The organism is Blastomonas sp. AAP25 (assembly GCF_001295965.1).
Lineage (GTDB): Bacteria > Pseudomonadota > Alphaproteobacteria > Sphingomonadales > Sphingomonadaceae > Blastomonas > Blastomonas fulva.
Window position 1 is genome coordinate 1 of the sequence record NZ_LJHP01000040.1, and the last position, 14,881, is coordinate 14,881.

Below are 14,881 nucleotides of genomic sequence, written 5' to 3' on the forward strand. Positions count from 1 at the left end.
AGTGTTCCCCGATTTTCCTACCGGGGGACTTGGCGTCCGTCTATGTTGGCGACCGGGGGAAGAGCGATGCGTCAGCGCCGCGTCCCGTCCGGTGAGAGGGCATTTATGGGCGAGGACGAGTCGGGTCAAACTCTTTTTGCAATTTTATTTCAATTTTTTTGGGGATTTGCCGCTAGGGACCGGAATCATGGGGGTTTGGGCAGGTCAGCATCGCTGCCAGACATCCGGTCGTTACGGGAACATGACAGTTTATGGTTGAAGACACAGCACCTGGAATAACCGACTCTGGCTTTGCCAACCGCGTGAAAACCGCGGTTTTCTGGCGATCGGGCAGCCAGATCGTGAGCCAGCTGGTGATGTGGACCACCACGCTTGCGGTGATCCGAATCCTCGACCCATCCGATTACGGCCTGTTCGCGATGACGCAGGTGGTGATGGTGATGCTCACCTTCCTCAACGGATACGGCTTTGCCAGCTCGCTGATCCAGCAGGAGCGAATCGATCGCTTCCGCGTGCGCCAGGCCTTCGGGCTGCTGCTGATTCTCAACTTCGGCATCGCCGCGATCCAGTTCACCGCCGCACCGGCCATTGCGGCCTATTACAACCAGCCGATGGTGACCGACCTGCTGCGCTGGCAGACCATCATGTATATCGCCACGCCCTTCATGGCCGTGCCCGAGGTGCTGATGAGCCGCGCGCTCGATTTTCGCAGGCTGGCGATCGTCAATCTGGTCTCGGCCTTTGTGTGCGCGACCACCTCCATCGTCTGTGCGCTGTCGGGATGGGGTGTGTGGACATTGGTCGCCGCGCCCGCATCGATGGTGTGGACCCGCGCGATCGGGCTGTGCATCGCGCAGCGGTTCATCGTCTGGCCAAGCTTCAACTTCAAGGGCACCGGCGCGATGATCGGCTTTGGCGGGGCAATGCTGACCAGCCACCTTTTGTGGAGTATCCAGACCCAGGCCGACGTGCTGATCGCCGGCCGTGCGCTCGATCCGCACGCGCTGGGGCTCTATGCCGAGGCGCTGTTCCTGGCGCAGATGTTCTCCGCCAAGGTGATTCCCCCGCTCAACGAGGTTGCCTTCCCCGCTTATGCCCGGCTGCAGGCGGAACCTGCGCGGCTGCAGGCGGCGTTCCTCAAGGCTATCGCGCTGATCATGCTGATCAGTTGCCCGGTCTATGCCGGGCTGGCGGTCACCGCGCCCGAGGCGGTCTACACATTGTTCGGCGCAAAATGGCTGGAGATGGTGCCGCTGGTCCAGCTGTTCGCGATCGCGATGCCTTTCATGACGCTGCACGTGCTGATGGCGCCTGCGGTCAATGCGCTGGGCCACCCGCGGATCACGGTGCGCTGCTCGGCCTTTGGCGCGGTGGTGATGCCGCTGATGTTCCTGGTCGGCGTGCAGTTCGGCGTGAACGGGCTGGCGATGGGCTGGGTGATCGGCATGCCGCTCGTGCTCGCCTTTACATTGTGGCAGTCCTGCCCGGTGATCGGGGTGCGGGTGCGCGATGTGCTGATCGCGTGTGCGCCCGGGGTCGGCGCCGCGGCGGCGATGGCGGCCCTGGTGTGGACGATGCGGGTGGGCCTGGCAGGCGCGCTCGACAGCAATCTGGGCGAGGTGATGGCGCGGCTGGCGCTGCTCGCTGGGCTTGGTGCGCTCAGCTATGTGCTGCTGCTGCGGATGCTGGCCCCGCAGATGCTGCGCGATGCCATCGGCCTGCTGCGCCGCCAGCCCCCGCCGCTGGAAGAGCCGGTCGCCGCCTGACGCGGATCAGCCTGCCGCACCGAAATGCCGCAGCACCGCGTGAGCGATCGCCTGCGCGTCGGCCCAGGTCGCATCGAACCCGCGCGCATCGCCATAATAGGGGTCGGCCACCGCCTGCCCCGTCCGTCCCTCGACCAGATCGAGCGCCAGCCGCACATCGGCGCGGTGCGCGCGCGGAGCAATGGCGTGCAGCCCGGCCAGATTGTCGTGATCCATCGCCAGGATCAGGTCGAACCGGGTGAAATCATCCACCCGCACCTGCCGCGCGCGCAATCCGGCAATATCGACGCCATGCCGCGCGGCCACCGCGATCGCGCGCTTGTCGGGCGCATCGCCGGCGTGCCAGCCGCCGGTCCCTGCCGAATCGACCGTCCAGCCAAGTCCGCGCCGCGCGACCTCGTGGCGCAGCGCGCCGTCTGCCAGCGGCGACCGGCAGATGTTGCCCAGGCACACGAAAACGATCGCGGGCAGTCGTTCAGCCATGGCACGGTCTCTTTCCTCAAGGCGCAGCGGCGCTCCGTCGCACGCGCCCGATAGGCGCTTGCACGAACCCGTCGCTCTGCTAGCCAAGGTGCGGGACAAGAACAAGCAATGGGAGATGCGGCCACGTGACGGGAACAATCGGTACTCTGGACACCCCCAACCCGGATCATCCGGCAGACCCGGCGGATGTGCCCCCGTCCGCCGCAACCCACGCATCGCCTTATGCCTGGTATGGCCTTGGCATCCTGTTTCTCGTCTATGTGCTCAACTTCATCGACCGGCAGATCATCACCATTCTGGCCCCCGACATCAAGGCGGACCTGGGCCTGGACGATGCCGATATCGGCTTCCTCTATGGCACCGCCTTTGCGGTGTTCTACGCCCTGTTCGGCATTCCGCTCGGGCGACTGGCGGACAGCTGGCACCGGGTGCGGTTGCTGACCCTGGGGCTGGCGGTGTGGTCGGCGATGACCGCGCTGTCGGGCTTTGCCAAGAACGGCACGATGCTGGGTCTGGCGCGGATGGGCGTGGGCGTGGGCGAGGCGACCGCCAGCCCGTCTGCCTATTCGCTGATCTCGGACATGTTCCCCAAGCGCATGCGCGGCACCGCGCTCGCGATCTATTCGGCGGGGCTGTATTTCGGCGGCGGCATCTCGCTGATGATCGGCGGCTTCATCGTCGCAGGCTGGAACAACGCCTATCCCGGCGGCGGCCCGATGGGGCTGGTCGGATGGCAGGCTGCGTTCCTTGCGGTGGGCGTCCCCGGGCTGCTCCTCGCGGCCTGGGTCGCGACATTGCGCGAGCCGGTGCGCGGTCTGGTCGATGGCCTGCCTACCCCTCCGGCAGCAGATCCGTTCCGCGGCTTTCTGCAGGAGCTGTTCGCGGTGATCCCGCCGTTCACGCTGATTTCCGCAGCACAGCGCGGCGCTGCAGCGCTGGCCACCAACGTGGCGGCCATCGCCATCATCGCGCTCGCCGCCACCGGGCTGATCTGGCTGACCGGAGCGACGCTCCAATGGATCTGCATCGGCGTCGGCTATTATGCCGTCTTCTCCTGGGCGTCCTCGCTCAGGCGCCGCGATTCGGCCACCTTTGCGCTGATCTGGGGATCGCCCGCATTTCTCTACACCATCCTGGGCTATGGCTGCGTCGCCTTCCTGTCTTATGCCTCGACCGCATTCGGCCCCAGCTATGCGGCGCAGGTGCTCGGCGAATCGACCGCGCGGATCGGCTTCTGGCTCGGCGGCGGCGGCGCGGCGGGTGGCTTCCTTGGGGTGATCATGGGCGGACGGATGTCCGACTGGCTGCGGGCGCGGCATGAATCGGGGCGGATCATGGTCATCGCCTTCGGCCTGCTCACGCCGGTCATTCCGATCTATCTGGCCTTCACCACGGCTTCCGATCCTGCATCGGATATGGATTTCGTGCGCTTTGCCATCTTCGCATCGCTCGCCAACATGTTCGCAAGTTCGGCACTGGGGGCAGCGGCTGCAACCACGCAGGATCTGGTGATGCCGCGGATGCGCGGCACCGCGACCGCGACCTTCTTCCTCGCAACCACCCTGTTCGGGCTGGCGCTCGGGCCCTATCTTGCCGGGCAGATGTCGGTGGTCACCGGCAGCCTGTCGACGGGCGTGCTGTCGATCCTGGTGATCGTGCCTGCAGGGATCGCGCTGCTGCTTGCCGCCTATCGCAGCGTGCCGCTGGCCGAACGCACCGTGGTCGAACGCGCGCGCGCGGCTGGCGAGGATGTCTGATATAAAAATCCGGGCGATGCCGCTGGCACCGCCCGGATCGGGATAAGTCAGGTTAAGGTGAATCAGGCGAGCATGCGCACGCCAGGTTCGCGGTCGTAAAAGCGCGTTGCTGCGGCCTTGATGAAATCGTCGCCAGAGCCGGTGACGCCCGCATCGGGTTCGACGCCTGCCTTGTCGAGCAACGGCTTGGCCGCCTTGGAATGCCCGATCGCCTTGAGGTGGCCAAAGGCATCCATCGCGAACTGCACAGCAGCGCCTTCCTTGAGCAGCATCTTGGTGCCGTCGTCCGAGAGCACGATCGCCACCGCATCGAACAGCTGGCTGGGGCTTCCGGCGAGCTGGCCGTCGGCCTTGCGCAGCTTGCCGTCGGAAAGCTTCGCCCCGCCCACCTTGGGCGCGACGACGAACACGGTGGCTCCGGCGTTTTCGATGGCCTTGGTCAGCGTGTCGAGTTCGCCTGCATCGGTACCGTCGGCGATCAGCACGCCAACCTTGCGGCCCTTGAGCGTCGCTTTCATGTTCTTGTGGATCGACAGCTTGTCCGAAGGCTTCATGTCGACCGGCTTGCGCGCAGCTTCCGCCTTGGCAGGAAGCTCGATGTTCAGGCCATCGGCGACGCGCTTGGCGAGATCTTCATCCACGTTGCGCAGATTGGCGACCATGCGCGCGGGCACCTGATCAAGATCAGCGACCTTCGACAGCTCGAACACGAACGACGAGGCGATATGCGCCTGTTCATTCTCGGTCTGTGAGCGATAGAACAGCCGCGCCTGGCTGTAATGATCGGCAAACAGCTCGGCGCGTATGCGCAGCTTGTCGCCCTGCTCGTCCGGGCCGCTGGCAAGGTTGGTGGTGGCAAACCCCTTGGCAGCGCTTTCACGCGGCCCTGCTTCCTCGCCATGCTCGGCAAGCGAGTTGGGCTCGTAATTGGCGCGGCCCTTGGGGACCATGGTCTGCATCATGCCATCGCGCTGGAAATTGCCGAACGGGCAGCGCGGGGCGTTGACAGGGATCTGGTGGAAGTTGGTCGTGCCCAGACGCGACTTCTGCGTATCGAGATAGCTGAACAGACGGCCCTGCAGCAGCGGATCGTTCGAGAAATCGATTCCCGGAACGATGTTGGTCGGCAGGAAGGCGACCTGCTCGGTCTCGGCGAAGAAATTGTCGACGTTGCGGTTGAGCGTCATCGTCCCGATGATCCGCACCGGCACATCCTCTTCGGGGATGAGCTTGGTGGCATCGAGAACGTCATAGGGCTGCGCATCGGCGAATTCCTGGTCGAACACTTGGATGCCGAGCTCCCATTCGGGAAAGTCGCCGCCGTCGATGGCTTCGAACAGATCACGGCGGTGATAGTCGTTGTCCGCCGCCTGCAGCTTCAGCGCCTCGTCCCAGATCGTCGACTGGATGCCGAGCTTGGGCTTCCAGTGGAACTTGACGAAGCTCGCCTTGCCAGCGGCATTGACCATCTTGAAGGTGTGGACGCCGAAGCCTTCGATCATGCGAAGCGAGCGCGGCAGGGTGCGGTCGGACATCGCCCACATCAGCATATGGGTCGATTCGGGCATCAGCGACGCCCAGTCCCAGAAGGTGTCGTGCGCGCTGCCCGCCTGCGGATAGCCGCGATCGGCCTCCATCTTCACTGCATGCACCAGATCGGGGAACTTGATCGCGTCCTGGATGAAGAACACCGGGATGTTGTTGCCGACGAGATCCCAGTTGCCCTCACGGGTGTAGAACTTGACCGCAAAGCCGCGCACGTCGCGCGGGGTATCGACCGATCCGGCGCCGCCCGCCACGGTGGAAAAGCGCACGAACACCTCGGTCTTCTCGCCCTTGGTGAAGACCGCCGCGCGGGTCAGGTCGGAAATGTCGTCGGTCGCCTCGAACACGCCGTGCGCGCCGGTGCCACGTGCATGCACGATCCGCTCGGGGATACGCTCGTGGTCGAAATGGAAGATCTTTTCGCGCAGCACGAAATCCTCGAGCAGCGTGGGGCCGCGCGCGCCGGACTTCAGGCTGTTCTGGTTGTCGGATATCGGCATGCCATGGTTGGTGGTAAGCACGGGGGTGTCGCCGCTCGCCTGCTGATGGGTTTCGCCGCCCTGGCCGGTGGTCGTTTCGTGCGCGGATTTTGTCATGCGTAGCTCCTGCTGATCATCGATCAACGCACGGATTACAGGGCCATGGGGGCCTTTCAGGTCGCGCGCCAACCAGGCGCACTCGCGCCGTTGCGCCACCTACGCGCCGGTGCGGCAATGCGATGCATGGGGCAGAAGAGAATCTGGCGCGGTTATTTGAGGATCTGGTTCATCTCGATCAGCGTGCCATCGGGGTCGAAGAAGTTGCACCCGCGCACCCGGATCACCGGACCGCCATTGCGCCCCGGATATCCCTGCATCCTGGGCGGCGCGGTCATGGTGACGCCCGGGATTTTGGCAGCGGCGGCACAGCGGCCGTCGACATCATCGGTGTTCATCACGATCACCGTGCCGCCGGGCCCCATGCGTTTGGGATAAGGGCCCGGATCGGGCAGCGGCGGACTGACCCACTGCATCAGCCCGATCCAGCCGATGAACGGATCGTTCGAATTGAGCAGCACCAGCCGCGCCTTGGCCCCCGGCTCGCCTGCGGGCAGCGCAACGCCGCTGGTCTCGACGACGGTATCGTAATTGACCTGCAGGCCGACGACATCGCGGTACAGCCTCAGCGAGGCTTCCATGTCGCGCACGATCAGCGTGACACGGCGGATATCGGTGGGCAGCCGCTGCGCGGGCGCTTCGACTCCTGGAGACCTGGGGGGCGAGGCGGTCGCGGGCTTGTCCTGCGCGTGGGCGGTGCAGGCGCAGAGGGCCATCGGCACCATCACGATCCACAGATTGTTGTAGCCCATCATCCCTGTCCTTCCACCGCGCCGCTTGCCAGCAGCGCCTCGATCCTCGCCTCGTCATAACCCAGCCCCGCCAGCACGCTCTTCGTATCCGCGCCCGCCTCCGGTAGCGCCGCATGCGCATGGGGGCGCGCGCCGTTCATCTCGATCGGCAGCGTCGGCAGCATCGTGGTCGTCCCGTCGCTCAAGGTCACTGGCTCGAGCCCGCCGCTGGCGAGCAGGTGCGGATCGTCGAACATGTCCTCGGGCCGTCCGATCGGCGCGAACGGCAGGCCCGTGCCTTCGAGCCTGGCGATCAGATCGTCGCGCTTCCACGTCTGCACGAGCGCGCGGATTTGCGGCATGATCCGGTCGCGCGCCAGCACCCGCGCGGTGTTTTCGCGGATGCTCTCATCCGCCCACAGATCGTCGAGCCCGAACAGCGCGCAGAACTTCTCCCACAAGGCATCTGTGACCACGCCGATGAAGATCGGCTTGTCGTCGGCGGTCTCGAACACGTCGTAGATCGCCCAGGCGCTGATCCGCGCGGGCATCGGCGCCGCCGGTTTGCCGGTCACCGCAAGCTGCGCCATGTGCTGGCCGATCAGGTAGATGGTGGTCTCGAACAGCGAGCTTTGCACCTTCTGCCCCCGTCCCGTGCGATGGCGCTCCTCGACCGCGGCGAGGATCGCGATCACCCCGAACATGCCGCCAGTGACATCAATGACGCTCGACCCCGCGCGCAAGGGGCGTCCGGGCGGTCCGGTCATATAGGCAAGGCCCCCCATCATCTGCGCGACCTCGTCGAGCGCGGTGCGCTCCTCATAGGGTCCGGGGAGAAAGCCCTTCTCGCTGCAATAGATCAGCCGCGGATTGCTGGCAGCGAGCGCCTCATAGCCCAGCCCCAGCCGGTCCATCGCCCCGGGGCGGTAGTTTTCGATCAGGATATCGGCACCAGCGGCCAGATCGCGCGCCACCGCCAGCCCGTCGGGCGACTTGAGGTCGAGGCAGATGCTCGCCTTGTGGCGGTTGTACATCGGGAAATAGCCCGCGCCCGATCCGATCAGCTTGCGTGTACGGTCGCCACCGATCGGCTCGACCCGCACCACCTCGGCGCCCAGCGAGGCGAGGATCGCGCCCACAGCCGGGCCCATCACCATATGCGTGAACTCGACGACCTTGAGGTTCTTGAGCGGTTGCGGACCGGTCATGCGGTTTGCCTTTCAAAACCCAGCGGCAGCCCCGCATCGGGGGTGAAGCCGTAGAGAGGTTCGCCCGGCAGTGCCTCGGCGAGGATGGCGCGCACCGCGAGCAGCGCGTCGAGATCGATGCCGGTATCCACCCCCATCGCCTCGAGCATGAACACCAGGTCTTCGGTGACGATATTGCCCGAAGCGCCGGGCGCGAAAGGACAGCCACCCAGCCCGCCGAGGGAGGAATCGAGCGTGGTGATTCCCTCGTCGAGCCCGGCAAGCGCATTGGCAAGCCCCAGCCCGCGCGTGTTATGCAGATGCAGCGTGGTCATCCGCTCCGCGCCGACCTCTGCCCTGACAGCGCGGACCAGCCGCCTGACCTGCGCCGGGTTGGCATAGCCGGTGGTGTCCGAGAGGCTGAACTCCTGCGCGCCGGCCTCGGCCGCCGCGACCGCCAGCCGCACCACGGCGCCCTCGTCGACCGGGCCTTCCATCGTGCAGCCGAACGCGGTGGAAAGGCCGACCGCGAAATGCACGCCCCCTTCACGCGCCAGCACGGCGATCGCAGCGATCTCCTCGAGCATCTCAGCATGGCTCTTGCGCACATTCTTGAGGCTGTGTGTCTCGGACATCGAGAACGGGATCGAGATCGCATGCGCGCCCGCTTCCACCGCCCGCGCCGCGCCCTTGGCGTTGGGGACCAGCGCCACGACGTTGAGCCCGGGAATGGTCCGCGCGTATGCCACGATCTCGGCGCTGTCGGCCATTTGCGGGAGCAGGCTGGGCGGCACGAAGCTGCCCACCTCGATCTCGCGCACGCCTGCGGCGGCTTCAGCCGCAATCCAGCGTTTCTTCGCCTCGGTGGGCATCACGCGATCGATGCTCTGCAGCCCGTCCCGCGGGCCGACCTCGCTGATCAGCACGTCAGGCATGGTTCTGCTCCAGATAGACCCAGGGGCGCTGCGAACGGTCGCGCGCGTGGAACGCGGCGATCGCCGCGCGGTGTTTGAACGTGAGGTCGATGGCATCGAGCCCTTCGAGCAGCATCGCCTTGGCCTCTCCGTCGATCTCGAAGTGGAAGGTCGCATCCCCGGCGCTGACCGCCTGCGCGGCGAGATCGACATGCACCTGCTGCCCTGCGAGCGGTGCGATCACCTCGGCGGCCAGCACCACCGGGACGATGCCGTTGCGGATGCAGTTGCCGTGGAAGATCGGCGCGAAACTGGGTGCGATGATGCAGCGGATTCCGTATTCGGCGAGCGCCCAGACCGCATGCTCGCGGCTCGACCCGCAGCCGAAGTTGCGTCCGCCGAGCAGCAGCGCGGCCATGCTGTATTCCGGCTGGTTGAGCACGAAATCGGGATTGGGGGTTCGCTCCGCATCGAGATAGCGCCAGCCCGCGAACAGCCCGCCCGCAAGCCCCGTCTTGCCGGTGCTCTTCATCTCGCGCGAAGGAATGATCGCGTCGGTATCGACATTGTCGCGCAGCAAAGGCGCGGCAATCGAGGTCAGCGTGGTGAAAGGTTCAGCCATGGGCGAGCTCCCGCGCATCGGCGATGGCACCCGCGATAGCGCTGGCGGCGACGGTTTCGGGGCTGGCGATGTGGGTTTTCACGCGCAGCCCCTGGCGGCTCTCGAAATTGCGGTTGGTCGAGGAGATCACGCGCGATCCTTCGGCAAAGCTCTCGCCACCAGCAAAGAAGCACATCGAACAGCCGCTCATCCGCCATTCGAAGCCTGCGTCCACAAATACCCGGTCGAGCCCCTCGGCCTCGGCGGCGCGGCGGACCGCGCTCGAACCGGGCACGCAGATCGCGCGGATGCCGGGGGCGACATGGCGGCCCTTGAGCAAGGCAGCGGCGCGGCGCAGATCGGAAAGCCGGGCATTGGTGCAACTGCCGATGAACGCGGCATCGATTGGTGTGCCGATCAGCGGCGCCCCGGCGGCGAGCGCCATATAATCGAGCATTGCTTGTCCGGCGTCGGCCGGCACATTGCCGCTGACCGCAACGCTCGCCTGCGGGCTGGTGCCCCAGCTGACCATTGGCGCGATCGACGCTGCGTCGAGCGTGATTTCAGCATCGAACGCGGCATCATCGGCGCTGCGCAGCGTCTGCCATTGCGCCAATGCCGCATCCCAATCCGCACCCTGCGGCGCATAACGGCGGCCCTTCAACCACGCGAAGGTGACGCTGTCGGGCGCGATCAGCCCGGCAAAGGCCGAGAACTCGGTCGCCATGTTGCACAATGTCATCCGCGCTTCCATGTCGAGCGCGGTGACCGCAGGCCCGGCAAATTCGACGACATGCCCCGCCCCGCCGCCTGCGCCATGCGCCGCGATCAGCGACAGCATCATGTCCTTGGCCGTGACCCCGGGCGCCGGCGCGCCAGTGAAGGTGACGCGCATCGCCCTGGGGCGGGTCAGCCGCAGGGTGCCGGTCGCCATCGCATGTTCGGCCTCGGACGATCCGATCCCCCAGGCCAGCGCCCCCAGCGCGCCCTGCGTGCAGGTGTGGCTGTCGGGCGCGATCAGCGTGAGGCCGGGGAGCACGATGCCGAGCTCTGGGCTGACCACGTGCATGATTCCCTGGTCGGGATCGCCCACATCGAACAGCCTGATTCCCGCTGCCCGCGCCGCCGCGCGCGTTTCGGTGATGAACGCCTGACCGCCGGGCATCAGCGTGCGGTCGGTGCGCCCGGGAAGCGTATCGACGATATGGTCCATCATCGCGAACACGCGGCCCGGATCGGCAACAGTCCGCCCGGCATCGCGCAAGGCGTTGAGCGCCGCTGCACCGGTGCGCTCGTGCAGCAGCACCCGGTCGATCGCGACGAGCGCCGCGCCGCCCGGCAGGCATGCCACGACGTGCGCGTCCCAGATGCGGTCGAACAGGGTGGTCACCGATTTCCCTCCCCCTTGATGGGGGAGGGTTGCGCAGACTTGGCGAGCACAGCGAGCCTAGTCGAAGCTGGGTGAGGGTGAATGCGCCGCGCCAGCGTTGCCGCGACGCCGCTCACCCTCATCCAACTGCGCCTAGTCGGCAAAGCCGACAAGGCTGCGTATCCTTCTCCCATCGAGGGAGAAGGTTTGGTCAGATGCCGCTCACGCACCCGCCGCCATCTCCGCTTCGACCGCGCGCCAGTCATGGCTGACGCGAGTTTCCTGGATCGCGGTGCGGGTCTCGAGCAGGCCGTTGCGGATCCAGTGCCAGGTGCGGCAACGCGAGTTGCCGTCGTCGGAGATCTGGATCATCTCGTACAGATAGAGCGAGGGGTCGCCCTGACGCTGCCAGTAGAGCATCACGGTGCGGTTGTATTCGTCGAGCCCGACCTCGGCGGCCCAGCCGACGATCAGATCATTGTCCCACCACACCCGCTTGTCGCGATAGTCTGCGGGGAATTCGCGGATTTCGGTGCGGCCGTCGGGCCAGGTGTAATGGTTGGTCTGGTGATAGGGGAAAGGCCCGTCATCGGGGAAACGGCAGAACAAGCGGCTCTGGTGCTCGTCGATCTTCTCGCCGGCGGCGTTGTAATAGGTATACACCCCGTCCCACACGCCTTCGTGGCGCGCCAGTATCGGCATGTCTTCGCGTATTCCCATGATCCTTGCTCCTTATCGGGTGTTGAGGGCTTCGCACAATGCACGCGCCGCTGTCGCGCGCAGCAGTGCGCGGTGTTCGCGTGCCAGATAGTCCGGGGTGATGTGCACAGGGTCGAACGCGATCGCCTGGGCGGCGCCGACGGCATGATGCGGCACGAAAAAGTGCCGCGCGCGCACGATCTGCCATGCGCGGATCAGGTGCGTGCCATAACGGTCGGGCGAAAGATCGGGAAACAGCAGCGCGGGATCGCCCTTCGGCGTGTCGGGAAGCCGGATATCGCCGATGCCGAAATGCCCGGCGACCGCATCGATCACCTTTTGCCAGGGCGCCCAGAGTGTCGGCGCCGCGCCCGCCCAGCCGTCGGACAGGCCATGGCCGGGCAGATCGATCGCCAGCGCGCCCGGCGGCACAGCGGCAAGCTCTTCCCCCGGCGCATGAAGACGCAGCACGCCCGCGCCAGGGTCGCCCCGCCAGTGGATCAGGCCGCAAAAATCGCCGGTGTCGATACCGACAAAGCCCGCATCGGCGGTTTGCGCGGGGGTCACCACTGCGGCCTGCGGCAAAGCACGCAGGAAATCGAGGCTGAGCGCCTGATGATCGGCTGGGGTGGCGCATTTCTGCGCACGCCAGAGCGCAGGCATATCGCCCAGCCGGTCGATATGCGTCTGCAGCGGATCGCCATCATAGGCGCTGATCAGCACCGGCGGCGTTGCCGCATCGGGCGGCGGAATGTCGCGGGCTGCGCGCAGCACCGCGCCATAGCCTGCGCGATAGGCATCGCCCGCATCGAGCATCTCGCGGACCGCCATATCGACTCGCGCGACATCGGCATGCGCGCCGGGAAGCCGTGCGGCATCGCGAACATCGAACCAGGGGAAGAACCAGCTCTGCTCGAGGATCCGGTTCCACAGCCACACCAGATGCTCGCCATAGGCCGATGGCTGGAACGGCGGCAGATAGGATTGCCCGAAGACCGCCATCTCCTGCGGAGTCCAGATGGCATAGCCGCCGATGGCAAGCCCGGTGAACCGCTCGGGATAGCGCTTGAGCGCGGTCACCAGGATGATCCCGCCCGAATGGAAGCCATAAGCCGGGCACGCCGGCAGCCCCAGCGCGTCCATCAGATCCACCAGCGCATCGGCAAAATCATTGATGTCGGCAATGTCCGGCAACGGGTCGGACTGGCCGAAACCCGGCGTGTCGGGCGCGATGCAGGTGAAATGGTCGGCCCAGCGCTCCATCAACGGGGCATATTCGCCGCTGTTGCGCGGGCTCTGGTGGACCATCAGCAGCGGCGGTCCACTGCCCGCCATGCGGTAATGCACGCGACGACGCTGGCCATCGGGCAGCGGCACATCGACATAGTGGCGGGTGATCCGAGTCATGCCCTAATTTGTCCGGACAAATTCATCTCGACAAGCCCTTTTTTTTTTGTTATTATGCTCTCGAATCGGAAATAAGTGGAGGAACCATGGAGATTGTCGGCACCCGGATGATCCGCGAGGACAAGACCGCAAGGCAGTTGTTCGAAGCGGTGATGGCCAATCCGGCGCGCAACAAGTTCGGCTTTGGACAAAAGCTCGCGATCATCAATGTCGACGTGCAGCAGGCCTATACCCGGATCGACATGTTCAAGACCGCCTACGAGACCGACCCCCGCCAGATCGAACACATCAACACCATCTCGCGGCTGGCACGCGAGAAGGACATGCCGGTGATCTGGAGCCGCGTCGCCTACAAGGACGATGCCGCCGATGCAGGGGTCTGGGGCACGCGCACCGACACCCCCGACAGCCTGCAGAACATCCGCTATGACAGCGAGCGCCACGCCTATGATCCGCGCTGCGAGTTCGGGCCACACGACCTCCACTACACCAAGCGCATGCCCAGCGCGTTCTTCGAGACCCCCCTGGTGAGCTATCTCCAATTCCACCGCGTCGACACCGTCGTCGTCACCGGCGGCAGCACATCGGGCTGCGTCCGGGCGACCGCGGTCGATGCCTTGAGCCACGGCTATCGCACCATCGTGCCCATCGAAACCTGCGCCGACAAGCACGAGAGCTATCACTTCGCCAACCTTACCGACCTGCAGCTGAAATACGCCGATGTCGAGCCGGTGCAGACGGTGATCGACTGGCTGGAGGCGCGGTGATGGAGGCGGTGCACGGCGACCCGCAACTCTACGACTTTGCCCCCTGGCGCGGGCGCCCCAAGGTCCGCTGGCCCGGCGGCAAGAGCTGCGCCGTGTGGGTCGCGCCCAACCTTGAATATTACGAGATCGACCCGCCCGCCAATCCGCACCGCAAGAGCTGGACCAAGCCGCACCCCGATGTCGTCGGCTATGCGCACCGCGACCACGCCAACCGTGTCGGCCACTGGCGGATGGCCGAGGTGATGACCCGCCACGGCTTTCCCGGATCGGTCAGCCTGTCGGTGGCGCTATGCGATCATATTCCCGAAGTGGTCGAGGACGCCCGCCAGCGCGGGTGGGAGTTCTTCAGCCACGGCATCTACAACACCCGCTACAGCTATGGCATGGACGAGGCGCAGGAGCGCAGCATCATCGAGGACAGCATTGCGACCGTTCAGCGCGCGACCGGGCAGCGCATCCGCGGCTGGCTCGCGCCTGCGCTCACCCACACCCCGCGCACGCTCGACCTGATCGCCGAATATGGCCTCGATTACACCTGCGACCTGTATCACGACGACCAGCCGACCGATGTGAAGACCGCATCCGGGCGGCTGACCGCGATCCCCTATAGCCTTGAGGTCAACGACCATTACGGCTTCTTCATCTACAACATGAGCCCGCGCGACTATGCCGATACACTGATCCGCCAGTTCGAGCGGCTGGCGAAGGAGGGCGAGGCGCAAGACGGCCCCGGCGGCACGGTGATGTGCATCCCGCTGCACAGCTATCTGATCGGCCAGCCGCACCGCATCGGTCCGTTCGAGGAGGTCCTGCGGCATATTGCTGCGGACGGCCGCGCGTGGATCGCGACTGCGGGCGAGATCGTCGATGCCTGGCGGGAGCAGCAGGCATGAGGGCTATGCTGACGCAAACATTCTCTCCCTCGACGGGAGAGAATAGGCAGGCTTGGCGGCTTGCCCGCCTAGCCGGACTTAGAGGGGGTGGAGCGGTTGCACTCACCCTCTCCCGGCTGCGATTAATTCGCTTCGCTCATAAGTCTCCGCTGCCCTCTCCCGTCAA

General features: G+C 65.7%; 13 protein-coding genes. 4 read left to right on the plus strand and 9 right to left on the minus strand.

The annotated features are described in order from the left end of the window. The first annotated feature begins 251 nt into the window (after window positions 1-251). Window positions 252-1,766 carry a lipopolysaccharide biosynthesis protein gene (locus tag IP68_RS18615; protein ID WP_054136526.1) on the plus strand — a complete coding sequence of 505 codons (1,515 nt, stop codon included), beginning with the start codon at window positions 252-254 and terminating at the stop codon, window positions 1,764-1,766. A gap of 6 nt (window positions 1,767-1,772) precedes the next feature. On the opposite strand, the gene IP68_RS18620 is transcribed toward IP68_RS18615, so the two are convergent. Next, window positions 1,773-2,249, minus strand: a complete 477-nt coding sequence (locus tag IP68_RS18620; protein ID WP_054136527.1) for a low molecular weight protein-tyrosine-phosphatase — start codon at window positions 2,247-2,249, stop codon at window positions 1,773-1,775. A 125-nt stretch (window positions 2,250-2,374) separates the two neighbouring features. Between IP68_RS18620 and IP68_RS18625 the strand changes: the two genes are divergently transcribed. Then, on the plus strand, window positions 2,375-4,006 hold the full coding sequence (locus tag IP68_RS18625; protein WP_369814878.1) for a spinster family MFS transporter: 1,632 nt from the start codon (window positions 2,375-2,377) through the stop codon (window positions 4,004-4,006). A 62-nt stretch (window positions 4,007-4,068) separates the two neighbouring features. Here the strand turns inward: IP68_RS18625 and IP68_RS18630 are convergent, their stop codons facing one another. From IP68_RS18630 to IP68_RS18665, 8 genes are all read right to left on the minus strand, one after another. Next, on the minus strand, window positions 4,069-6,147 hold the full coding sequence (locus tag IP68_RS18630) for a catalase (RefSeq protein WP_054136559.1): 2,079 nt from the start codon (window positions 6,145-6,147) through the stop codon (window positions 4,069-4,071). A 152-nt stretch (window positions 6,148-6,299) separates the two neighbouring features. Continuing rightward, on the minus strand, window positions 6,300-6,899 hold the full coding sequence (locus tag IP68_RS18635; RefSeq protein ID WP_197275864.1) for a VOC family protein: 600 nt from the start codon (window positions 6,897-6,899) through the stop codon (window positions 6,300-6,302). Continuing rightward, entirely contained in the window at window positions 6,899-8,086 is a 1,188-nt protein-coding gene (locus IP68_RS18640) for a CaiB/BaiF CoA-transferase family protein (RefSeq protein ID WP_054136530.1), read from the minus strand. The genes IP68_RS18635 and IP68_RS18640 overlap by 1 nt, the downstream gene beginning before the upstream one ends. Next, on the minus strand, window positions 8,083-9,000 hold the full coding sequence (locus tag IP68_RS18645) for a hydroxymethylglutaryl-CoA lyase (RefSeq protein ID WP_054136531.1): 918 nt from the start codon (window positions 8,998-9,000) through the stop codon (window positions 8,083-8,085). Before IP68_RS18645 ends, IP68_RS18640 begins: the two co-directional genes overlap by 4 nt. After that, a complete protein-coding gene (gene leuD, locus IP68_RS18650) occupies window positions 8,993-9,601 on the minus strand; it encodes a 3-isopropylmalate dehydratase small subunit (RefSeq protein WP_231684159.1) in 609 nt (202 codons plus the stop codon). The genes IP68_RS18645 and leuD overlap by 8 nt, the downstream gene beginning before the upstream one ends. Beyond that, window positions 9,594-10,970: a 3-isopropylmalate dehydratase large subunit gene (locus IP68_RS18655; RefSeq protein WP_054136533.1), complete on the minus strand. Its 1,377-nt coding sequence runs from the start codon at window positions 10,968-10,970 to the stop codon at window positions 9,594-9,596. The genes leuD and IP68_RS18655 overlap by 8 nt, the downstream gene beginning before the upstream one ends. Before the next feature lie 201 nt (window positions 10,971-11,171). Then, complete coding sequence (locus IP68_RS18660; protein WP_054136534.1) at window positions 11,172-11,669, minus strand: hypothetical protein; 498 nt, start codon at window positions 11,667-11,669, stop codon at window positions 11,172-11,174. 12 nt (window positions 11,670-11,681) lie between these two features. After that, window positions 11,682-13,055 (minus strand): alpha/beta fold hydrolase, encoded by a 1,374-nt coding sequence (locus IP68_RS18665; RefSeq protein WP_054136535.1) that lies wholly within the window; start codon window positions 13,053-13,055, stop codon window positions 11,682-11,684. An 86-nt stretch (window positions 13,056-13,141) separates the two neighbouring features. Between IP68_RS18665 and IP68_RS18670 the strand changes: the two genes are divergently transcribed. After that, window positions 13,142-13,822: an isochorismatase family protein gene (locus tag IP68_RS18670; protein WP_054136536.1), complete on the plus strand. Its 681-nt coding sequence runs from the start codon at window positions 13,142-13,144 to the stop codon at window positions 13,820-13,822. Beyond that, the gene (locus IP68_RS18675; protein WP_054136537.1) at window positions 13,822-14,715 is read left to right on the plus strand and encodes a polysaccharide deacetylase family protein; all 894 of its coding nucleotides are present in this window, start codon (window positions 13,822-13,824) and stop codon (window positions 14,713-14,715) included. The genes IP68_RS18670 and IP68_RS18675 overlap by 1 nt, the downstream gene beginning before the upstream one ends. Window positions 14,716-14,881: the final 166 nt, after the last annotated feature.